A 21,365-nucleotide genomic window follows, 5' to 3' on the forward strand; every position below is an offset into this window, starting at 1 on the left:
CGGATGCAGAAAGCACGAGGAGAGACACCGACCGCCGACCGGGAGATCGTGATCTCGAGGGTGATCGACGCTCCGCGAGAGCTGGTGTTCGAGGCGTTCACGGAGGTGCGGCACCTCTCGCAATGGTGGGGGCCCACCGGCTTCACCACCACCACGCGATCGTTCGAGTTCCGTGTCGGCAGCGAATGGGTGTTCGTGATGCACGGCCCCGACGGCACCGACTACCCCGAGTGGATCGCGTGGACGGCGATCGAGCCTCCGTCCCGGATCGCCCTGCGGCACGGCGAGCATCGCGACGACCCCGAGGCATTCGAGTCGATCCTCACGTTCACGGCCGACGGGGAGACGACCCGGATCGAGATGATCACCGTTTTCGCGATCCCGGAGCTGCGTGACGCGGCGATCGAGAAGCACGGCGCGATCGAGGGTGGACGGCAGACGCTGGCGAGTCTCGCCGCCTACGTCGGCGAGCTCGTGCGGAAAGGACACCGGGGCTGATGGCGGGCACAGTGTTCTTCAGCGTCTCGATGTCGCTGGACGGCTACATCGCCCCCGACTCCCCCGACGAGCTGATGGGGAAGCAGTGGATGGAGCTGCAGAAATGGGTGTTCCGGCAGCGGCACTTCCGGGAGAACCTGAAGCTCGGCGACGGCGGGGAGGAAGGACGCGACAACGACATCGTGCGCGAGACCTTCGAGCGCACCGGCGCGAGCGTGATGGGCAAGCGCATGTTCGACGCCGGCGAGCACGCCTGGCCGGACGATCCCCCGTTCCACACTCCGGTCTTCGTCGTGACGCACGAGGAGCGCGCTCCATGGGAGCGACAGGGGGGAACCACGTTCCACTTCGTGAACGACGGCATCGAATCGGCAGTGGAACGCGCGCGGGCAGCCGCGGGCGCGCGCGACGTGCGTATCGCGGGCGGCGCCGCGACGATCGTGCAGTGTCTCGACGCCGGCCTGGTGGACGAGTTCCATGTCGCCGTCTCGCCCGTGCTGTTCGGCAGCGGCATCCGCCTCTTCGACGGCGTGGATGCGGAACGGGTGGCGCTGGAGCTGAAGAGCGCGGAGCCTTCGCCGAACACCACGCACCTTCGCTATAGGGTCAGCCGATCTCCTCGGTGAGTTCGAACCAGCGCAGCTCCAGCTCCTCGATCTCGGCCTGCTGATCGCTGATCTTCTTCATGCGATCGCCGAGGCCCGCGTAGTCGGACTGGTCGTGATCGGCCAGTGCCGTCTTCGCGGTGTTCACCTGCTGCGTGAGCTTCTGGATGCGCCGTTCGAGGGCAGACACCTCCTTCTGCGCCGTGCGCAGGGCGGCACCGTCGAGTCCCTTGGCGGTCGCCGCCGCGGTCGCCGTCGCCGCGGCCGTCGCGGTCTGCTTCGAACCGGTCGAGGACTGCAGGTGCCGCAGTCGCAGGTACTCGTCGACGCCACCGGGCAGGTGCCGCAGATGACCGTCGAGGATCGCGTACTGCTGATCGGTGACGCGCTCCAGGAAGTACCGGTCGTGGCTGACCACCAGGAGCGTGCCGGACCAGGAGTCGAGCAGGTCTTCGATCGCGGCGAGCATGTCGGTGTCGAGGTCGTTGGTCGGCTCGTCGAGGATCAGCACGTTCGGCTGGTCGAGCAGCACGAGGAGCAGCTGCAACCGTCGCTGCTGACCGCCCGAGAGGTCCTTCACGGGCGTCGAGAGCTGCGCGGAGTCGAACCCGAGCCGTTCGAGCAGCTGTCCCGGCGTGAGGTCCTGCGCCTTGGAGCCGGCCCCCATCGTGTACGAGGTGCGCAGCCCGGAGATGATCACGCGCACCGGGTCGTTCCAGTGCTGGGTGAGCTCGTCGAGCCGCTGCGTGAGGGTCTGCACCTTCACTGTGGTGCCGCGCTTGACCCGGCCGACAGTCGGCTCCACGGTGCCGGAGATGAGACCGAGCAGGGTGGACTTGCCGGCACCGTTCACGCCGAGGATGCCGGTGCGCTCCCCCGGTGCGATGCGCCACTCGATGTCGCGCAGCACGACCTTCTCGCCGCCGTCCGCCGTCGGGTAGGTCACTCCGACGTCGAGCAGGTCGACCACGTCCTTGCCGAGGCGCGAGACGGCGAGCGACTGCAGGGAGACCTTGTCGCGGATCTCGGGCACGTCGGCGATGAGCTCGTTCGCGGCGTCGATGCGGAACTTCGGCTTGGCCGTGCGGGCGGGGGCGCCGCGGCGGAGCCAGGCGAGCTCCTTCTTCGCGAGGTTCTGGCGCTTCGCCTCGGTCGCGGCCGCCATCCGGTCGCGCTCGACGCGCTGCAGGATGTACGCCGCGTAGCCGCCCTCGAAGGGCTCGACGATGCGGTCGTGCACCTCCCAGGTCTCGGTGCTGATCTCGTCGAGGAACCACCGGTCGTGGGTCACGACCATGAGGGCGCCCGAGTTCGGGGACCAGCGCTTCTTGAGGTGTCCCGCGAGCCAGGTGATGGCCTCGACGTCGAGGTGGTTGGTGGGCTCGTCGAGCGCGATCACGTCCCAGTCGCCGGTGAGCAGCTTCGCGAGCGAGACGCGGCGCCGCTGACCACCGCTGAGGGAGCCGATCTCGGCGTCCCAGGGCAGATCGGTGAGCAGTCCTTCGATGACGTCGCGGATGCGCGCATCGCCCGCCCACTCGTACTCCGGGGTGTCGCCGACGACGGCGGCGCTGATCGTCAGGTCGTCCGGCAGGTTGTCGGCCTGGTCGAGCACGCCGATGCGGGTGCCGCCGCGCACCGTGACGCGTCCGGAGTTCGGCTCCTTGATGCCGGCCAGCATCCCGAGGAGGCTGGACTTGCCGTCGCCGTTGCGGCCGACGATGCCGATGCGATCGCCCTCCTCGATGCCGAGGGTCACGGAGTCGAAGACGACTCTGGTCGGGTATTCGAGGTGCAGGGCTTCAGCCCCGAGAAGATGTGCCATGTTCCCTCCAGGGTAGCCGCGCGCGGTGGGCGCCACGGCCGTCCTCGGCTCCACCCGACCTAAGATCGACTGGTGCCAAGGAATCGCCGGGTGTTCTCGCTCATGCTCGATGACCGCAGGGCGAAGCTGATGCAGTCGAAACGGCGACCCGGTCGCTACGAGCTCAGCGTCGACGGGATTCCGCAGTCCGTCGTCTCCATGACGGAGCCCACCGACCTCGAATACGCGTACATCCAGCACATCGCCCGGGCGATGGATGCCGTGGCGGAGCCCGGTGCGCCGCTGTTCACCGTGCATCTGGGCGCCGGAGCCCTCACGCTGGCACGCTATGTCGAGGCCACGCGCACCGGATCGCCTCAACTCGTCGTCGAGTTCGAACCCGCTCTCTACGAAGCGGTGATCGCCGCGCTGCCGCTGCCCGCCGGCACGGATCTGCGGGTCATCTTCGGCGATGCACGAGCGGTGGCGGACGCGGAGCTTCCGGGCGAGGACCTTCCGGGTGAGGAGCGATCGTCCCTGCCGTCCTCCCCGTCCCCCGCGCTCGGCGTCGCAGCCACCGGTCGGACCGCGGTCGACACCGACTGGGTGGACGCGCGCTTCACCGTCGTCGATCTCTGGGACGCCGCCGTCATCCGGCATCGCGTCGCCAGCCAGGAGTTCTACCGCCGCGTCGCCGCGCGCTCGGCAGCAGGCGGCGTCGTGGCGGTGAACCTGCTCGACGGGCATCCGTTCGAGTACTCACGGCGGCAGGCGGCCACCCTGAGCACCGTGTTCGATCACCTCGCCGTCGTTCTCGACGCCGAGCCGAACGATGACGAAGGACCCCTCGGCAACGTCGTCATCTTCGCGAGCGACGAGCCGCTGCCCGTCGTGACGACCCCGGAGCTCCTCGGCACACCGCAGCCCCACATGCTCCACGGCGATTCGCTGCGGTCGTGGATCGGCGAGGCGCGCATCATGACCGACGCCGACGGCACCGACTCCCCCGACCCCGACGACCCGATCTGGAACTAGCGCTCAGCTCGCGGAACCCCTCCCCGCGGATCGGTGGGCCGGTGTCGATCGGATGCCGGCATCCCGGTGAACATAGTTTCGAATGTCGGTGGTCCGTGATGGACTGAGGTCATGACAGCACTGCTCGACGCGACGGATTCCCAGATGGCGATGCTCGCCGATCTGGTGGCGTCGCTCGAGGCGGCGGAATCGACGTTGAGCAGCATGCAGGCGGCCCGCGACGGCATGCTCGCGATGGCCGGGCGCCTCGCGGTCGACATCGCTCGTGAGGCCGCGCATCCCGACCATGGCGACATGGCGATCCGCACGGTCGCCGCCGAGATCGGTGCGGCGCAGCATGTGAGCGACCGCACGATCGAGCGGAGGATGGCCGAGGCTTCCTGGCTGGTCGAGCGGTTCCCGACGGTGTGGGAGGCGCAGGGCGAAGGACGTATCAGCGCGGCGCATTCGCGGGTGATCGTCGACGCGGGAGCGCATCTCGACGATGCCGAGGATCGCGCCGCGTATGCCGCGGAAGTGGTGGAGCTCGCCGCGACGGAGTCTCCGAATCGTCTGCGCCGGATCGCACGGCGGCTTGCCGAACGGTTCCAGGAACGCAGCGTCACCGAGCGGCATCTCGATGCGCGCGCCCAGCGGCGGGTGTGGGTGAAAGACCTCGACGACGGGATGGCCGAGCTCGGAGCGCGGGGACCCGCCGTCCTCCTGCACGGGATGCTCGACCGTCTGTCGCAGATGGCGCATGCGGTGAAGGAGGAGAACGGCAGGGCGGCGAAGCATGCCGGCGCCGATCCCGGTGCCGATCCCGGTGCTGATCCCCGCGCCGCTGCCGGCACCGCACAGCCTCCCGTGGATGAGCGGACGATCGACCAGCTGCGCGCCGACCTGCTCGCCGATCTCGTGCTCACCGGAACCCCTGTGGGGCATGACACGACGGACGGACTGCTGAGCGAGATCCGCGCCAGGGTCGAGGTCACGGTGCCGGTGCTCACCCTGATGGACGATGGCTCCTCGCCGACGTCTCCTCCTGCCGAGCTCGACGGTGTGACACCGATCGATTCGGCGACCGCTCGGACGCTCGCTGGCTCGGCGACGGGCTGGGACCGCGTGCTGACGCATCCGATCTCGGGCGGACTGCTCGCGGTAGACCGCTACCGTCCGGGTGAGCAGCTGCGACGGCACCTCCGCGCGCGAGACCAGCGCTGCCGGTTCCCCGGATGCGGGATCGCGGCGCGGAAGTGCGACCTCGACCACAATCATGCGGCATCGGCAGGCGGTGCCACCGCGGATGGGAACCTCTCCGCGTTCTGTCGACGACATCACATGCTCAAGCACCACTCCCCCTGGCACGTCGAACAGCGCCCGGGCGGGATGCTGGCGTGGACGAGTCCGACGGGTCGCGCGTACATCGACCGCCCGCCACCGCAGCACACGGTGACCTTCACGAGCGCCGACGAGATGCCCGTTCCGTTCTGAGCTGCGCCTGGAGTCGGCGCATCATCCGGGTTGCGGAATCACCGGCAGACGGCGAATAGGGTGTGAGCCGGGGGGAATCGATGGACCACGACCACACAGCAGAGGCCGGAGCTCCGGTGAGGACGGAAGGCGGCTGCTGCATCTTCGTCAACGGCCTCCCCGGATCCGGCAAGTCCACCTACGCACGGAACTTCGTCAACGCCCGGCGCGGATGGCTCAATCTCGACGTCGACCTGTTGCGCGGACTCCTGGGTACGGCGTCTGTGGACTTCGTTCAGGCCGGTGCGGAGGTCCAGCCGCTCGCCCTGGCCGTCCTCAGAGAGCAGATCATCTCCGGAGGGAACGTGATCTTCCCACAGCTCTTCTTCATCCCCGCGGAGGCCTCCGCGTTCGAGGACGCGGTCCTGGCGAGCGGCGGAAGGATACGACGCACGCTGCTCCGCGAGGACGTCGCCGAGTGCTGGCGCCGCGTCCAGGCGCGGGCACGACAGGATCCCGCCCACTCCGTGGAGCGCGGGATCCTCGCCCTGCTCACGGACGCCGGCGGCGTCGCCGAGCTGGAGCGGATGGAGCGGCAACTGTCCGCGTGGTCGGACCTCGCCGATCCGCCCCTCCTCATCACCGCGGCGATGCCCCACGAAGAGCTCGCGGCGCTCGCGACCACCCCTCATCCGTGACACGACGAACCGCCCGGACCCGAAGGCCCGGACGGTTCGTGTGTCCGTGTGGACGGTGTCGTGAGACTTACTGGTACGACTTCACGATCTCGAGGAGGCTCGGGACGTTGGCGTAAGCCTCGGCCGCGTTCTCCTTCGTGACGATGATCGGGTCGAGCAGGTAGGCCGGAACGACCTTCACGCCGTTGTCGTACTGCTCGGTGTCGTTGACGTCGACCTTCTCGCCCTTCTGGAGCTGGCCGACCATCTTGATGGACTGCTCGACGAGGAGCGTGGTGTCCTTGTTGATCGTGGAGTACTGGATGCCCTCCATGATCGACTTGACCGACTCGACCTCGGAGTCCTGACCGGTGACGACCGGGACATCCTTGCCGGCGCCCTGCACCGAGGTGATGATGGCGCGAGCGAGCGTGTCGTTCGGGGACAGGACGCCGTCCAGCGTCGCCGAGCTGTAGGTCGACGTGAGGAGCGAGTCCATGCGGCGCTGTGCGTTCTCCGCCTTCCAGCCCTCGGTCGCCGTCTGGGCGATCTCGGTCTGGCCGGAGACGACCTTCAGCGTGCCGTCGTCGATCTTCGGCTGCAGCACGTCCATCGCACCGTTGAAGAACACGGCGGAGTTCGCGTCATCCGGAGAACCCGAGAACAGCTCGATGTTGTACGGAGCCTCGTGGCCCGCGCGCTCGGCGAGGCCGTCGAGCAGAGCCTGGCCCTGCAGCTGACCGACCTTGAAGTTGTCGAACGCGACGTAGTAGTCGACGGCCTCCGTGTTCTCGATCAGACGGTCGTAGGCGATGACGGTGACGCCGGCGTCGCGGGCTGCCTCGACCTGCGTCGCGAGCTGCTTGCCGTCCTTGGCACCGATGATGATGACCTTGGCGCCACCGGTGACCATCGCCTGGATCTGGTTCTGCTGCTCGGCGACCGTGTTGCTGGCGGGCGCGTACTGAACGTCCGGCTTGAAGCCGGCCTTGGTCAGGCCGTCCGTGAACAGCTGACCGGCGAGGACCCAGTTCTCCGAGGTCTTGTCCGGAAGGGCGACACCGATCGTGGCGTCGGCGGCGAAGCCCTTGGCGGTCTCCTCCCCCGCTCCGGATCCGGTGTCACCGCCGCGCTCCGAGGAGCAGCCGGTGAGGGCGAAGGCGCCCGCGACGACAAGCGCTGTCGCCGACAGAAGAATCTTCTTCATGTGATCTCTTTCTCTGGTGTGTGAAGGTCTCGTCACGCGTGCGGCACGCGATTCGACCCCTACTTTCCGCGCGTCTCGTCGACGGCGGGGGCTTCGTACTTCTGGCTGGTGGGGTAGTTCGTCTTCGTCGGATCGAAGGTGTCGGTCGCGGGGTCCTGCTTGCGACCGAAGCGACGGGTCAGGAACCCGGTGATCGACGGGCGGCCCTGCTGCTTGTTCCAGACGTCGACGCCGACGGCGAAGAGCAGCACGAGACCCTTGATCATCGAGACCACGTCGGCACCGGCACCCAGCAGCGCCAGACCGTTGTTCAGGAACGCCATCACGAGACCACCGATGATCGAGCCGATCACGGTGCCGATGCCGCCCGAGACGGCCGCGCCACCGATGAACACCGAGGCGATCGCGTCGAGCTCCCACCCGTTGCCGTCCTGAGGGCCGGAGGCGGTGGCGCGTGCGACATAGATCATGCCGGCGAGCGAGGCGAGGACCGACATGTTCATCATCACGAAGAAGTCGACCCAGCGATCCTTCACACCCGAGAGGCGGGCGGCCTGGCGGTTGCCACCGACCGCGTAGATGTGCCGACCGAAGACCGTGTTGTTCGTGATGAACGAGTACAGGATGACGAGGGCGAGCAGGATGATGCCCGAGATCGGGAAGCTCGTGCCCTCACGACCGGTCGCGAACAGCCAGCCGGCGACGAGGATCACGACGGAGATCAGCACGACCTTGGTGACGCTCACCCAGAGCGGCGCCATGTCGGCCCCCATCTTGTGCTGGATGCGACGGGTGCGGATCTCCCAGAACACGATCCAGGCGACGCCGAGGAGGGCGAGGAGCATGGTGAGCACGTTGAAGGGCACCGGGATGAACGACAACTCCGGAAGATACCCGGCGCCGATGACCTTGAAGCCCTGCGGCACCGGAATCGACTGCGAGTCGCCGACCCACTGGTTCGCACCGCGGAAGAACAGCATGCCGGCCAGCGTCACGATGAACGCGGGTACTCCGACGTACGCGACCCAGAAGCCCTGCCAGGCGCCCACGAGCACGCCGACACCGAGGCCGAGCAGGACGCCGAGCGGCCAGGGGAGGTTCCAGTCCGCCATCGCCTTCGCGACCACGATGCCCGTGAACGCGGCGACCGAGCCGACCGACAGGTCGATGTGCCCCATGATGATGACCATCACCATGCCGATCGCGAGGATCAGGATGTAGGAGTACTGGTTGACGACGTTGATCAGGTTGCCCGAGGAGAGCGTGAGGCCGGTGCCCTTGAAGATCCAGGTCAGCACCTGGAAGACGACGAGGATCACGACGAGGCTGCCGAGGATGCCGAACTGGCGGAGGGTCGACTGCCCGCCGCCGAACATCTTCGTGATGTCCTTGAAGTGGAAGCCGCGCTTCGTTGCGGTGGTGTCGGTGGTCATGCGGATGCTTTCTGGGTCGCGGAGGTCATGCTGCGCATGAGGTCCTCAGGTGTCGCCTGATCGGCCGGGATGCAGTCGGTGACCCGACCTTCGAAGACGGTGTAGATGCGGTCGGAGATGCCGAGGAGCTCGGGGAGCTCGCTGGAGATGACGATGACGCCCTTGCCCTGCGCGGCGAGCTGGTTGATGATCGCGTAGATCTCGTACTTCGCTCCCACGTCGATGCCGCGGGTGGGCTCGTCGAGGATCAGCAGGTCGGGGTCGGTGAACATCCACTTCGCCAGCACGACCTTCTGCTGGTTGCCGCCGGAGAGCTTGCCGACGCCCTCCTCCACCGAGGGGGTCTTGATGCGGAGCACCTTGCGGTACTCCTCCGCCACCGCGAACTCGGCGCGGGCGTCCACGACGCCGCGCTTGGCGATCTTGGAGAGCTTGGCGGCGACGATCGAGCGCTTGATGGTGTCGAGGAGGTTGAGCCCGAGCACCTTGCGGTCCTCGCTCACGTAGGCGAGACCGTGCTTGATGGCCGAGGCCACGTCGTGCAGCACGACCTCCTCGCCGTCCTTGATCAGGGTGCCGGAGAGGAAGGTGCCGTAGGAGCGGCCGAAGATGCTCATCGCGAACTCGGTGCGACCCGCGCCCATGAGGCCCGCGATGCCGACCACCTCGCCGCGACGGACATTGAGGTTCGATCCCTTGACGACCATGCGCTCCGAGACGGTCGGGTGCTGCACCCACCAGTCCTTGACCTCGAAGAACACCTCGCCGATCTCGGGCGTGCGGTCGGGGTACCGGCTCTCCAGCGAGCGGCCGACCATGCCGCGGATGATGCGGTCCTCGTTGATCTCGCCGCGGGAGATGTCGAGCGTCTCGACCGTGCGGCCGTCGCGGATGATGGTGATCTCGTCGGCGATCTGCTCGATCTCGTTGAGCTTGTGGCTGATCATGATCGACGCGATGCCCTTGGCCTTGAGGCCGAGGATCAGGTCGAGCAGGTGCTGCGAGTCGTTCTCGTTGAGCGCGGCGGTCGGCTCGTCGAGGATGAGGAGCTTGACCTCCTTGTTGAGCGCCTTCGCGATCTCGATCAGCTGCTGCTTGCCGACGCCGAGCGTCTTGATCTGCACGTCGGGGTCCTCGCTCAGACCGACCCGGGCGAGCAGCTCGATCGTCCGCTCCTTCTGCGCCTGCCAGTCGATGCGGCCGAGGTGCTGGATCTCGTTGCCGAGGAAGATGTTCTCGGTGACCGAGAGCTCCGGGATCAGCGCGAGCTCCTGGTGGATGATCGCGATCCCGGCCTGCTCGCTGGCGGCGATGTCTCGGAAGCGCTGCTCCTCGCCGTAGAGCAGGATCTCCCCGTCGTAGGTCCCGTACGGGTACACCCCGGACAGGACCTTCATCAGCGTCGACTTCCCGGCACCGTTCTCGCCGCAGATCGCATGGATCTCGCCGGCGCGGACGGTGATGGAGACGTCGGCGAGTGCCTTGACACCCGGGAACTCCTTGGTGATGCTGCGCATCTCCAGGATCGGGCCTGACACGGTAGGCAACGTTGCTGTGGTGCTCACGGATCTTTCCTCGCGACGTGCGGTCACCTTCGATGTGACCGTTCACATTGGATTACATCGTCCACTCACGACGAACCGCTGTCAAGTCCGGGGGCGGATTTCGTGTCGCTACCGTGATGCGACGGGCGGGCGAGCCCGATCTCGGGCCGTCGCGCGACGGTCGCGCGCGGGTCGCGCGCCGGTCGCGCGCCGGTCACCGGGCATTCGCCCGGTCCCGTCCGCCGCCGTCTCAGCGGGCTGCGGCCGACTCGCGGGCGCGCAGAATCGTCTTCAGGGGGCCGAACTCCGGCATCTGCTCCCCACGGATCTGCGCGAGGAGGATGCGGACCGCACGCCGTCCGAGTTCCGGGAAGTCCTGGTGCACGGTGCTGAGGGTGGGCGCCACGTGGGCCGCGACCGGGATGTCGTCGAACCCGATCACGCTCACGTCGTGCGGCACGCGCAGGCCGGAATCCCGGAAGCCGTGCAGCAGTCCGATCGCCATCAGGTCGTTCGCGGCGAACACGGCCGTGAAGTCCCGACGCAGCGCGAGCTCCTTGCCGGCGAAGTAGCCGAAATCCGCGGTCCAGTCGCCGCGGATCGGCGGGAACGTGGGCAGATCCGCCTCGCGCAGGCCGTCGAGATAGCCGCGCATCCGCGACTCCGCCTCGATCCAGTCCTGCGGCCCGGCGAGGTGCAGGATGTCGCTGTGGCCGAGCGAGATCAGGTGCTCCGTGGCGGCTCGCGCGCCGGCCACCTGGTCGGCGGACAGGCTCACGCCGTCCGACCCCGACGCCGTCTGCAGCGTGACGAAGGGCATGGCGACGGACATGCCGCGCAGGACATGGAACACGCGCACCTGCGGGGCGAGCACGACGATGCCGTCGACCTGCTCCCGGGAGAGCTGGCGCACCGCATTGCCGATCGCCTCCGGAGTGGTGTCCGCGAGGTTCAGGGTCGAGACCGAATACCCCTCCTCGCGCGCCGCGTCCTCGATGCCGGCGATAGACGAAGTCGGGCCGAACTCCCCGATCGTCGCGGAGAGGATCCCCAGCATGTTCGACTTGCTGGTCACCAGCGCGCGGGCGGCCAGGTTCGGACGGTAGTCGAGCACCGCGATGGCGTCGAGGACTTTGGCCTTGGTCTCCGGACGGATGCTCGGATGATCGTTGAGCACCCGAGACACGGTCTGATGGGACACACCGGCGAGTCGAGCGACGTCGCGGATACTCGGCAACCGCGCACGCTCGGAGGCGGTGGACATCACTTGCCTCCTTGCGTGTGCACGGTCACATCGTAGATACATTATGTCTGTCCGGGCGCGTGCGTGCACCTCGCACGGCCGCTTCCGGGCGTGACGGGTTGTCCGCGGGCACCGGATCGACGCCACGGTTTCGTCGAGCCGCACCGGAACGGCCCCCTTCAGCATGGCAGGGTGGCGACGTGGACACTCTGCTGCGCGGCGGGCGCGTCATCGACCCGAAGACGGAAACCGACCGGGTCGCCGACCTCCTGATCGCGGACGGACGCGTCGCCGCGATCGGTGACGGACTCGCGGCCCCGACGGGTGCGGACGTCGTCGACGCGGCGGGCCTCATCGTCGGCCCGGGGTTCGTCGACCTGCACAGTCACGTCCATTCGATCGCGGGACAGCGACTGCAGGCGATGGACGGCGTCACCACGGCGCTCGATCTGGAGGCGGGCCTGATGCCCATCGCGGAGGCGTTCGCCCGAGCCGCCGCTGACGGGCGCCCCCTGAACTACGGCTTCTCGGCGTCCTGGTCGCAGGCGCGGGCATACGCGCACCTCGAGCGCGTGCCCGTCGCCGACTTCACCGCGTCGATGGACCTGCTCGGCACGCCCGACTGGCAGCGCTCCTCCTCCCCCGTCGAACGCCGCCGCTGGCTGGGGCTGCTGGAGGACGAACTCGGAGCCGGCGCCCTCGGCATCGGCGTGCTCATGGGCTACGCGCCGCGCTCCGACCCGGACGAGTACCTGGATCTCGCGCGCCTCGCGGCCGCCGCGCACGCTCCGACCTTCACCCACGTGCGCGAGCTGATCGAGGCCGATCCGCGCACCCCGATCGACGGCTCGGAGGAGCTCGTCCGCGCCGCCGCCGAGACGGGGGCGGCGATGCACCACTGCCACGTGAACAGCACCTCGCTGCGTCACGTCGACCGCGTGCTGGCCCTGCTCGACCGCAGCCGCGCCGCCGGCTCCCGCGTCACCGTCGAGGCGTACCCGTACGGCGCCGGGAGCACGGCGATCGGGGCGTTCTTCCTCGCACCCGAGAAGCTCGCGGGCCTCGGCATCACCCCCTCCTCCCTCGTGCTGGTCGAGACCGGCGAGCGCATCGCCGACGAGGCCCGGCTGCGCGAGGTGCGCGCGACCGACCCCGGCGCCACCTGCATCGTGACGTTCCTCGACGAGGCCGACCCCTTCGACCGGGCGCACCTGCACCGTGCGCTCGCCTATCCGGACTCGATCGTCGCGAGCGACGCGATGCCGATCTCGTGGACCGGAGCCGACGGCCGGGCGATCCACGAGCAGCGCGAATGGCCGCTCCCGGCGGGCGGACATACGCATCCCCGCACCGCCGGCACGTTCACGAAGTCGCTGCGCCTGATGGTCCTGGAGAGCGGGACCTGGAGCTGGCTGGAGGCCTTCCGCCGCTGCTCCCATCTGCCCGCGCGCGTGCTCGACGAGGTCGCCTCCGGCATGCGGACCAAGGGGCACCTGGGGATCGGAGCCGACGCCGACATCGTCGTGATCGACCCCACGACCCTGACCGATCGCGCGACCTACGCCGACCCGACCCGCCCGTCGCAGGGCATCCGCGCGCTCTACGTGAACGGCACGCCGGTCGTGCGGGCCGGAGAGATCATCGCCGACGCCCTTCCGGGGCGCCCCGTGCGCGGAGACGCCTGAGCAGGGATCCTTCGTCGGCGCGAACCAAGGTCCGCACAAGTCTCGTCGCCCGGCACCAACGGGCCGGCCGAGCACGCGAATAGTCTCGGCCCATCGCCGTCGCCCCGAACGACGACGGCCCACTCGACGAAGAGGAGCGCACGTGTCCGACCTGAACGAAATCGGCAACTGGGTGCGGGAGAGCCTTCCCGCGATGCTGGCCGACGCGCACATCCCCGCGGCATCCGTCGCGATCCTGGCCGACGGCGAGATCTTCACCACCGCCGCCGGCATCCTGAACCGCAACACAGGCGTCGAGGCCGATGAGGACTCGGTCTTCCAGATCGGCTCCATCACGAAGACCTGGACCGCGACGCTCATCATGCAGCTCGTCGACGAGGGGCTGCTCGACATCGACGCCCCGGTGCGCGACACCGTCCCCGCCTTCGCGATCGGCGACGACGCGGCAGCGAGCACGATCACCGCCCGGCAGCTGCTGAGCCACGTCAGCGGGTTCGAGGGCGACCTGTTCAACGACACCGGGGTCGGCGACGACGCGGTGGAGAAGTACCTCGCGACGATCGCCGACGCCCCGCAGCTCTTCACCCCCGGCGAGCGCTTCTCGTACAACAACGCCGCGTTCGTGGTGCTCGGCCGCATCGTCGAGGTGCTGCGCGGCATGTCGTACGACCAGGCGCTGCGCACCTACCTGGCCACCCCGCTCGGGCTGACGCACGTCGCCACCTCGGCATCCGAGGCGATCATGTTCCGCGCCGCGCTCGGGCACATCCCGGCGGAGAGCGGTGACGAGCCCGTGCCCGCTCCGGTGTGGAGTCTCGTGCGCTCCAACGTCCCGGCCGGCTCGATGCTCGCGATGACCGCCCGCGACCTGGTCACCTACGGGCGCATGCACCTGGACGGCGGGGTCGCCGCCGACGGGACGAGGGTGCTCTCCGAGCAGAGCGTCCGCGCGATGCAGGAGCGACAGGTCGAGCTGCCCGAGCTCGGAGTCATGGGCGACGCCTGGGGCCTCGGATGGGAGATCTTCGACTGGGACGGCGGCCCCGTGATCGGCCACGACGGCGGCACGATCGGCCAGAACGCGTTCCTGCGCATGGTGCCGTCGGCGGGCGTCGCCGTCGCGGTGCTGACGAACGGCGGACAGACCGTCGACGCCTTCCAGGCGATCACGTCGAAGGTGCTGAAGGCCCTCGCCGACGTGACGATGCCCGCACTGCCCGCGCTCCCCGAGACGCCGGTCGCGGTCGACGTCGAGCGGATCCTCGGCACCTACTCCTCCTCCGTGTCGGATTCGACCGTGCGGGTGGATGACGACGGCCGCATCTGGCTCGAGCGCACCATGAAGGGCATCTTCGCCGAGCTCGGACCCGCCCCCGAGCCCGTCGAGCTGGTCGGCTGGTCGGGCGACACCCTGCTCCCCCGCGAGCGGCAGCACGGCATGCACATGCCGCACGCGTTCGTGGGCGACGACGGCAGCGGACGCGCCCTGTACCTGCACACCGGCCGCGCCGACCGCCGGGTGGGCGCGTGACCACCGCGGCGCTCCCGCAGGACACCGCGGTGACCATCGCGGAGATCTTCACGGCGGCCGGCGCCGAGGGCTTCCTGCACGCGCGGGAGGTCGGCGTGGACGGCGGAGCGGAGGTGAGCGTCGGCGCCGACGAGCCCGTGGTGCTCGCCTCGGTGTTCAAGATCCTCGTGCTCACGGCCTACGTGCGCGCCGTCGCCGCCGGTGAACTCGACCCGACCGAGCGGACCACCGTGACCGCGCGCTACCGCATCGGCGGCGTGGGCACCGCCGGGTTCTCGGACGACGTCGAGGCCAGCTGGCGCGACCTCGCGCAGAACATGATGACCATGAGCGACAACGCCGCGACCGACGTCGTATACCACCGGCTCGGGAGCACTGCCGTGAACCGGGTCATCAGCGACCTGGGGCTGCGGCAGACGCGGCTCGTGGGGTGCTGCGAAGACCTGTTCGCCTCGGTTGTCTCCGATCTCGGCGGCACACCCGACAGCGATCTCGACGAGCTGTTCGAGGGGGCGAGCGCCGCGCAGATCCTCGCCCTCGACGCGGTGCATCCGGTCAAGACCTCGCACTCCACCCCGCGTGATGTCACGACGCTGCTGAACGCCCTGTGGACCGACACGGCGGCACCGGCCGAGGCCTGCCGCCAGGCACGCGACATCATGGCGCAGCAGATCTGGCCGCACCGGCTGAGCTCCGGCTTCCCCTCCGGTGTGCGCATCGCGGCGAAGACCGGCACGCTGCCCACCTGGCGCAACGAGGCCGGGGTCGTGACCTATCCGGACGGCCGCCGGTACGCCGTGGCCGTCTTCACCCGCGCCGCGTCGCTGGCCGAACGGCAGCCGCTCGTCGACGCCTCGATCGGTCATGCGGGCTTCGCCGCCGTCGAACACCTGCGCGCCGGCTGACCCGCACCCGTCTCGCCCCTGCACGATCCACTTGCTGCACGAACCACCACTGCACGACCCACCTGCACCATCCCGAACACTGCACCATCCCGAACACTGCACGATCCCGAACACTGCACCATCCACCTGCACCATCCCGAACACTGCTGGAGGCTTCTGATGCGTTCTCGTACCCCGCTGATCGCGCTGCTGGGCGCTGCGGCGCTCGCCCTGACATCCTGCGCGGCCGGCGCCCCTCCCGGAGGCAAGGACGGCGCCGAAGGCGTCCTCGCCGACGGCAAGACCTTCACCGCCGTGACGGCGACCGACCCGGGCACGCTCGACCCGTTCACCACGGTCATGGGCTCGGCCCGACAGATCGACCGCTACCTGTACGGTCGCCTCGTGGAGGTGCAGAACGACGGCGAGGTGCTCTCCGGCCTCGCGACCAGCTGGGAGGCCGACACCGCGACGGCCACCTTCACCCTGCGCGACGGGCTGACCTGCGAGGACGGCTCGCCGCTCACCGCATCCGACGTCGCCGCCAACATCACCTTCATCGGCGACCCGGCCAACGCCTCGCCCCTGGCCGGCCTGCAGGTGCAGCCGGGCACGACGGCCGTCGGCGACGACGACGCCGGAACCGTCACCGTCACGAGCGGCAGGCCGGACGCGTTCCTGCTGCAGAACATCGGCAGCATCTCGATCGTCTGCGGCACGGTCGTGGACGATGCGGACGCGCGCGCGGCAGGCAAGGGCGCGACGGGGATGTTCACCCTCACCGAGATCGCGCCGAACAGCCAGTACACGCTGACCCGACGCGACGACGTCACCTGGGGACCCGGGGACTGGGATCCCGAGCAGCCGGGCCTGCCGGCCAAGGTCGTCTACCGCGTGATCCCGAACGAGACCACCGCGGCGAACCTGGTGCTGTCCGGCGAGGTGAACGCGGCACTCGTCCTCGGCCCCGACCGGCAGCGGCTCCGCGACGCCGGCCTCTTCTCCACGGAGCTGCCCCTGGCCGCCGGTCAGCTGTTCTTCAACCAGGGCGACGGTCGCCCGACGGCCGACCAGGCCGTCCGCGAGGCACTCACCCAAGCGCTCGACCTCGACCAGCTCGGGCAGGTGCTCACGAGCGGCGAGGGCACCGAGGCGAAGAGCCTCGTGACCATCGCACCGAACCCGTGCCAGGCCGACGTCGTCGACGGACTCCTCCCGGAGTTCGACGCGAAGGCCGCAGCGGCGAGTCTCGACGACGCCGGTTGGAAGGTCGGCTCCGACGGGATCCGCGAGAAGGACGACGTCGCGATGGAGCTCACGCTCGTGACCCCGACCACGCTCGGCAACGGCGGCAGCGCGGCCGCGGAGCTCATGCAGTCGACCTGGAAGGCGCTCGGCGTCTCCGCGACCGTGAAGACGCTCGACTCCCCCGCCCTGAGCGAGGCCCTGTTCGCCACGGGCGACTGGGACATCTCGGCCGCACCGCTCGGCGTCTCCCTGCCCAGCATGCTCGTGCCGTTCTACTCCGGACCCACACCGCCGAACGGATCGAACTTCGCGTCCGTCACCGATGACGCCTACACCGCCGCGGTCACAGCGGCGGCGTCGAAACCGGGCACCGACGGATGCGCGGACTGGAACGCCGCGGAGGAGGCCCTGTTCACCTCGGTCTCGGTCGTCCCCTACGTCAACAACGTCCTCACGACGTTCGGCAACAAGGCGACCTTCACCGAGGGCGACGGGATCGACCCCGCCTCGATCCGGATGTACGACTAGTCGAAGACCGGAGGCAGCCGATGGCCAGCACCACCGCCACGCAGGCGATACTGATCAGATCCGCACGGTCGGACAACCCCTGGGTGTCCTTCCTGGTCCGTCGTGGAGGGCAGTTCCTGCTCTCGGTGTGGGTGCTGGTCACGGCTGCCTTCCTCATGATCCACCTGGTGCCGGGCGACCCGGTACGGGCGGCGCTCGGCATGAATGCGCCGGTCGAGCTCGTCGAATCGCGTCGGATCGCCCTCGGGCTCGATCAGCCCCTCCTCGCGCAGTATCTGCAGGACGTCGGCGGTCTGTTCACCGGCGACATGGGCACCTCGATGATCACCGGCCAACCGGTCTCCGAGATCATCGCGACCCGGCTCCCCGCGACCCTGCAGCTCGCGCTGCTGGCCGTCCTGCTGGTCCTGCTGGTCTCCATCCCGCTCGGCGTGACGATGGCCGTCGCCACGCGCGGCGGACGGCGACGGGGCCTCGAGCTGGGGTTCGCCACCGGATCCGTGATCCTCGCCGCGATCCCCGAGTTCCTCCTCGCCGTCGGACTCGTCTCCGTGTTCGCCGTCTCGCTGGGCTGGTTCCCCGTGGCAGGCAACACCGCGCCGTTCTCCCTCGTCCTGCCGGTGGTGGCGCTCGCCGTCGGACCGATCGCGGTGTTCTCGCGCATCATCCGGGTCGAGGTGCTGTCGGTGCTGGGGCAGGACTTCATCCGCACCGCCCGGGCCAAGCGCCTCGCGCCGCGCCGGATCTACACCCGCCACGCGCTGCCGAACGCCATGACGGCGACGCTCACGCTCACCGGTCTGCTCCTGACGGGCATGGTCGCCGGCACGGTGCTGGTCGAGAACGTGTTCGCCTGGCCGGGCCTGGGCACCATGATCGTGCAGTCGATCCTGACCAAGGACTACTCGGTCGTGCAGGGCATCGTCCTCGTCTACGGGGTCGCGGTGCTCGTCGTGAACCTCGCGATCGACGTGATCCTCGCCCTCCTCGACCCTCGATCCACCATCCGGGAGGCATGATGTCGGCACGTACGGCCTGGTCGGGCATCGTCCGGTCCCCGCTCGGGATCACGGCGCTCTGTCTCATGACGCTCGTCACCCTCGCCGCGATCTTCGCCCCGGTCACCTGGGGCGCGCAGGCCGAGCTCGTGAATCCGGCCGCGATCTCGCAGGGGCCGAGCGCCGCGCACCTCCTGGGCACCGACGCCCTCGGTCGCGACGTCCTTGCCCGCGTCCTGGTCGCCACCCGGCTGTCCGTGGTCCTCGCCGTGATCGCCGTGATCATCGGCGTGGTCGCAGGCACCCTGCTCGGCACGGCGCCGTCGGTGCTCCCACGCTGGCTCGGACGGCCCATCGTCGGCTTCGTGAACATCGCGGTGGCGTTCCCCGGGCTCCTGCTCGCGCTGTTCTTCGCGGTCATCTTCGGTGTCGGGTCCACCGGCGCCGTGCTCGCGATCGGCTTCGCGATGGCGCCGCAGTTCGCCCGGCTGACGCAGACCCTGTCGGCCGCGATCGCCGGACGCGACTTCATCGACGCGGCCCGGGTCGCCGGGGTCTCGCGGTTCCGCATCCTGATCCGGCACATCCTCCCGAACGTCGGCGAGCCCCTCATCGTGAACGCCACCGTGGCCGCGGGCTCCGCACTCCTCGCCTTCGCTGGCCTGTCGTTCCTCGGCCTCGGCGTGCAGGTGCCCGAGTACGACTGGGGCCGTCTGCTCGGCGAGGGCCTGAACCGCATCTACCTGAATCCGGCCGCCGCCGTCGGCCCGGCCGTGGCCGTGGTGATCGCGGGGCTTGCCTTCAACCTGCTCGGTGAGACCGCCGCAGCCGCCCTCGGTGGACGATCCGGCCGCCGTCGCCACCGCCTGCCGGCGATCGCCCTGCCCGGCGCTGCCCAGCCCGTGTCGGCCGACGACGAGGCCCCGGTGCTCCTCGTCGACGACCTGCGCGTCTCGTTCCCGACCCCCGGCGGATGGGTCACCCCGGTGCGCGGCGTCTCGTTCACGGTGTCCCGCGGAGAGGCGATCGGCGTGGTCGGCGAATCGGGATCCGGCAAGAGCCTCACCGCCCTGGCCGCCGCCCGACTCATCGAGCGCCCGGGCCACGTGGCCGCGGCACGCCTGGACTTCTGCGGCACCCCGCTGCTGACCACGTCCGACCGCGCGGTGCGGAGCCTGCTCGGCACCTCGCTCGCCATGGTCTTCCAGGACCCGATGACCTCTTTCAACCCGACCAGGAGGATCGGCTCGCAGCTCGCCGAGGCCGCGTCCGAGCACCAGGACGTCACGCGGAAGCAGGCGATGGACCGGGCGATCGAACGCCTGCAGTCGGTGCGGGTGCCCGCCGCGGCACGACGGGCCCGCCAGTACCCGCACGAGTTCTCCGGCGGCATGCGGCAGCGGGCGATGATCGCCATGGGGCTCATGAACCATCCGCGCCTCATCATCGCGGACGAGCCCACCACGGCTCTCGACGTGACCGTGCAGCGGCAGGTGCTGCAGCTGCTGGCCGGGGTGCGCCGTGACACCGACGCCGCGATCCTGCTCATCAGCCACGACATCGCCGTGGTCGCGCAGACCTGCGACCGGGTGCTGGTCATGTACGCGGGGCGGATCGTCGAGGACCTGCCCGCAGCGACCCTCCACACCGGCGCCCGGCACCCGTACACCCGCGCCCTGCTCGAGGTCGTGCCCGAGCTCGACGCCGACCGCAGCGAGCCGCTGAAGATGATCCCGGGCCGTCCCCCGGCACCGGGCGCGTTCCCCGCGGGCTGCGCGTACGCCGCCCGCTGTCCGCTCGCCACCCAGCTCTGCCGCGAGACCGATCCCGAGCTCGTGGCGGATGCCGAAGGCCACCGGGTCGCGTGCTGGCATCCGGTCAGCGGCGAGGCGGCGGTGCCGGTGACCATCGCCACGGCTGCCGAAGAGGAAGAGACGGTGCGGCGATGAGCGAACTGCGCTTCGACCGGGTCAGCGTGCGTTACGGCACGCACCGCGCAGGTCTCACGGCCGTCGACGACGTGAGCCTCACGGTCCCGTCGGGATCGGTCGTGGGACTCGTGGGAGAGTCGGGTTCCGGTAAATCCACGCTCGCCCGCGCGGCGATCGGCCTCGCGCCCATCAGCGAGGGCTCGATCACCCTCGACGGCGTGGACGTGCGCAGCTTCCGCCGCCGACGCCCCATCCAGATGGTGTTCCAGGACCCGTTCTCCTCGCTCGATCCGCGCATGACGATCGGCGAATCCATCGCCGAGGCGCTCCCGCGCGGCATCCGCGGTGCGACGGCTCGCCGTGCCGAGGTCGCCCGTCTGCTCGACCTGGTGAGCCTCGACGCCGACCGTGCGCAGTCGCTCCCGGCGGCGCTCTCGGGCGGACAGCGTCAGCGCATCGCCCTGGCCCGGGCCCTCGCTGCCCGCCCCGAGGTCGTGATCGCGGACGAGATCACCTCCGCGCTCGACGTCTCGGTGCAGGGCTCGGTGCTCAATCTCGTGCGAGAGCTGCGCGGCGAGCTCGACCTCACGATGCTGTTCATCTCGCACAACCTCTCGGTCGTGCGCTACCTGAGCGACCACATCGCCGTGATGTACCTCGGCCGCATCGTCGAGTTCGGTCCGACCGAGCAGGTGCTCGCCGACCCGCAGCACCCCTACACGCGGGACCTGCTCCAGGCGGCGCCGACCCGGCACGGGAACCTGCTGGCGGTCGACCCGCTCGCCCCCGTCGACGTGGAGCCCGCCGATCCGCATGCGCCGCCGAGCGGATGCCGCTTCCACCCGCGGTGCCCGATCGGTCCGGCGGCTCGCCCCGACCGGCAGCTCTGCGTGATCGCGGAGCCTCCGCTGCCCACGGGCGCAGCGGGCGCGGCCTGTCATTTCGCGGGACGGCCGGCCGATGCGCCGATCGGGACTGTGCCCGTCTCCCAAAGCATCCCCCTGGTTTCGGCCGCGCCCACAACACCGACCCCGCTCTCAGCGGACACAGTGAACTGACCAT

The 21,365-nt window shown here is 69.5% G+C and carries 17 protein-coding genes; 12 read left to right on the plus strand and 5 right to left on the minus strand.

Annotated features, from left to right (window positions below):
• The first annotated feature begins 3 nt into the window (after window positions 1-3).
• Entirely contained in the window at window positions 4-498 is a 495-nt protein-coding gene (locus AC07VM_RS00825) for an SRPBCC family protein (RefSeq protein ID WP_494909604.1), read from the plus strand.
• On the plus strand, window positions 498-1,124 hold the full coding sequence (locus AC07VM_RS00830) for a dihydrofolate reductase family protein (protein ID WP_267415317.1): 627 nt from the start codon (window positions 498-500) through the stop codon (window positions 1,122-1,124). The genes AC07VM_RS00825 and AC07VM_RS00830 overlap by 1 nt, the downstream gene beginning before the upstream one ends.
• Here AC07VM_RS00830 and AC07VM_RS00835 read toward each other — a convergent pair.
• Window positions 1,105-2,928, minus strand: coding sequence for an ABC-F family ATP-binding cassette domain-containing protein (locus tag AC07VM_RS00835; RefSeq protein WP_494909605.1), 1,824 nt, complete (start codon window positions 2,926-2,928; stop codon window positions 1,105-1,107). The two genes, AC07VM_RS00830 and AC07VM_RS00835, sit on opposite strands and share 20 nt — an antisense overlap.
• Before the next feature lie 72 nt (window positions 2,929-3,000).
• On the opposite strand from AC07VM_RS00835, the gene AC07VM_RS00840 reads away from it, so the two are divergent.
• The 3 genes from AC07VM_RS00840 to AC07VM_RS00850 all read left to right on the plus strand — a co-directional run bounded on the left by AC07VM_RS00840 (window position 3,001) and on the right by AC07VM_RS00850 (window position 6,092).
• Window positions 3,001-3,942 carry a spermidine synthase gene (locus tag AC07VM_RS00840; protein ID WP_494909606.1) on the plus strand — a complete coding sequence of 314 codons (942 nt, stop codon included), beginning with the start codon at window positions 3,001-3,003 and terminating at the stop codon, window positions 3,940-3,942.
• A 111-nt stretch (window positions 3,943-4,053) separates the two neighbouring features.
• Complete coding sequence (locus AC07VM_RS00845) at window positions 4,054-5,415, plus strand: HNH endonuclease signature motif containing protein (protein ID WP_494909607.1); 1,362 nt, start codon at window positions 4,054-4,056, stop codon at window positions 5,413-5,415.
• Between the two features lie 116 nt (window positions 5,416-5,531).
• Window positions 5,532-6,092: a P-loop nucleotide/nucleoside kinase family protein gene (locus AC07VM_RS00850; RefSeq protein ID WP_494909608.1), complete on the plus strand. Its 561-nt coding sequence runs from the start codon at window positions 5,532-5,534 to the stop codon at window positions 6,090-6,092.
• A 67-nt stretch (window positions 6,093-6,159) separates the two neighbouring features.
• On the opposite strand, the gene AC07VM_RS00855 is transcribed toward AC07VM_RS00850, so the two are convergent.
• The 4 genes from AC07VM_RS00855 to AC07VM_RS00870 all read right to left on the minus strand — a co-directional run bounded on the left by AC07VM_RS00855 (window position 6,160) and on the right by AC07VM_RS00870 (window position 11,519).
• Entirely contained in the window at window positions 6,160-7,278 is a 1,119-nt protein-coding gene (locus AC07VM_RS00855) for a substrate-binding domain-containing protein (RefSeq protein ID WP_267415322.1), read from the minus strand.
• Between the two features lie 59 nt (window positions 7,279-7,337).
• Window positions 7,338-8,711 (minus strand): multiple monosaccharide ABC transporter permease, encoded by a 1,374-nt coding sequence (gene mmsB, locus AC07VM_RS00860; protein ID WP_267415323.1) that lies wholly within the window; start codon window positions 8,709-8,711, stop codon window positions 7,338-7,340.
• Window positions 8,708-10,303, minus strand: coding sequence for a multiple monosaccharide ABC transporter ATP-binding protein (gene mmsA / locus AC07VM_RS00865; RefSeq protein ID WP_494909609.1), 1,596 nt, complete (start codon window positions 10,301-10,303; stop codon window positions 8,708-8,710). The genes mmsB and mmsA overlap by 4 nt, the downstream gene beginning before the upstream one ends.
• Before the next feature lie 202 nt (window positions 10,304-10,505).
• Complete coding sequence (locus tag AC07VM_RS00870) at window positions 10,506-11,519, minus strand: LacI family DNA-binding transcriptional regulator (RefSeq protein WP_494909610.1); 1,014 nt, start codon at window positions 11,517-11,519, stop codon at window positions 10,506-10,508.
• 179 nt (window positions 11,520-11,698) lie between these two features.
• Between AC07VM_RS00870 and AC07VM_RS00875 the strand changes: the two genes are divergently transcribed.
• The 7 genes from AC07VM_RS00875 (at window position 11,699) to AC07VM_RS00905 (ending at window position 21,361) form a co-directional block, all read left to right on the plus strand.
• Window positions 11,699-13,183, plus strand: a complete 1,485-nt coding sequence (locus AC07VM_RS00875; RefSeq protein ID WP_494909611.1) for an amidohydrolase family protein — start codon at window positions 11,699-11,701, stop codon at window positions 13,181-13,183.
• Between the two features lie 142 nt (window positions 13,184-13,325).
• Window positions 13,326-14,714 carry a serine hydrolase domain-containing protein gene (locus AC07VM_RS00880; RefSeq protein ID WP_494909612.1) on the plus strand — a complete coding sequence of 463 codons (1,389 nt, stop codon included), beginning with the start codon at window positions 13,326-13,328 and terminating at the stop codon, window positions 14,712-14,714.
• Complete coding sequence (locus AC07VM_RS00885) at window positions 14,711-15,619, plus strand: serine hydrolase (protein ID WP_494909613.1); 909 nt, start codon at window positions 14,711-14,713, stop codon at window positions 15,617-15,619. The genes AC07VM_RS00880 and AC07VM_RS00885 overlap by 4 nt, the downstream gene beginning before the upstream one ends.
• A 159-nt stretch (window positions 15,620-15,778) precedes the next feature.
• Window positions 15,779-17,374, plus strand: coding sequence for an ABC transporter substrate-binding protein (locus tag AC07VM_RS00890; protein ID WP_494909614.1), 1,596 nt, complete (start codon window positions 15,779-15,781; stop codon window positions 17,372-17,374).
• Between the two features lie 20 nt (window positions 17,375-17,394).
• Window positions 17,395-18,393 (plus strand): ABC transporter permease, encoded by a 999-nt coding sequence (locus AC07VM_RS00895; RefSeq protein ID WP_494909615.1) that lies wholly within the window; start codon window positions 17,395-17,397, stop codon window positions 18,391-18,393.
• Window positions 18,390-20,321, plus strand: coding sequence for a dipeptide/oligopeptide/nickel ABC transporter permease/ATP-binding protein (locus AC07VM_RS00900; RefSeq protein WP_494909616.1), 1,932 nt, complete (start codon window positions 18,390-18,392; stop codon window positions 20,319-20,321). The genes AC07VM_RS00895 and AC07VM_RS00900 overlap by 4 nt, the downstream gene beginning before the upstream one ends.
• A complete protein-coding gene (locus AC07VM_RS00905) occupies window positions 20,318-21,361 on the plus strand; it encodes an ABC transporter ATP-binding protein (protein ID WP_494909617.1) in 1,044 nt (347 codons plus the stop codon). Before AC07VM_RS00900 ends, AC07VM_RS00905 begins: the two co-directional genes overlap by 4 nt.
• The last annotated feature ends 4 nt before the right edge of the window (window positions 21,362-21,365 follow it).

The organism is Microbacterium sp. GW821-FHT01D02 (assembly GCF_059422585.1).

Bases quoted from the DNA above. Each gene is read 5' to 3' on its own strand.
- AC07VM_RS00835 (WP_494909605.1), bottom strand. From the start codon at position 2,928: ATGGCACATCTTCTCGGGGCTGAAGCCCTGCACCTCGAATACCCGACC.
- AC07VM_RS00845 (WP_494909607.1), top strand. From the start codon at position 4,054: ATGACAGCACTGCTCGACGCGACGGATTCCCAGATGGCGATGCTCGCC.
- AC07VM_RS00825 (WP_494909604.1), top strand. From the start codon at position 4: ATGCAGAAAGCACGAGGAGAGACACCGACCGCCGACCGGGAGATCGTG.
- mmsB (WP_267415323.1), bottom strand. From the start codon at position 8,711: ATGACCACCGACACCACCGCAACGAAGCGCGGCTTCCACTTCAAGGAC.
- AC07VM_RS00830 (WP_267415317.1), top strand. From the start codon at position 498: ATGGCGGGCACAGTGTTCTTCAGCGTCTCGATGTCGCTGGACGGCTAC.
- AC07VM_RS00890 (WP_494909614.1), top strand. From the start codon at position 15,779: ATGCGTTCTCGTACCCCGCTGATCGCGCTGCTGGGCGCTGCGGCGCTC.
- AC07VM_RS00895 (WP_494909615.1), top strand. From the start codon at position 17,395: ATGGCCAGCACCACCGCCACGCAGGCGATACTGATCAGATCCGCACGG.
- AC07VM_RS00870 (WP_494909610.1), bottom strand. From the start codon at position 11,519: ATGTCCACCGCCTCCGAGCGTGCGCGGTTGCCGAGTATCCGCGACGTC.
- AC07VM_RS00905 (WP_494909617.1), top strand. From the start codon at position 20,318: ATGAGCGAACTGCGCTTCGACCGGGTCAGCGTGCGTTACGGCACGCAC.
- AC07VM_RS00900 (WP_494909616.1), top strand. From the start codon at position 18,390: ATGATGTCGGCACGTACGGCCTGGTCGGGCATCGTCCGGTCCCCGCTC.
- AC07VM_RS00855 (WP_267415322.1), bottom strand. From the start codon at position 7,278: ATGAAGAAGATTCTTCTGTCGGCGACAGCGCTTGTCGTCGCGGGCGCC.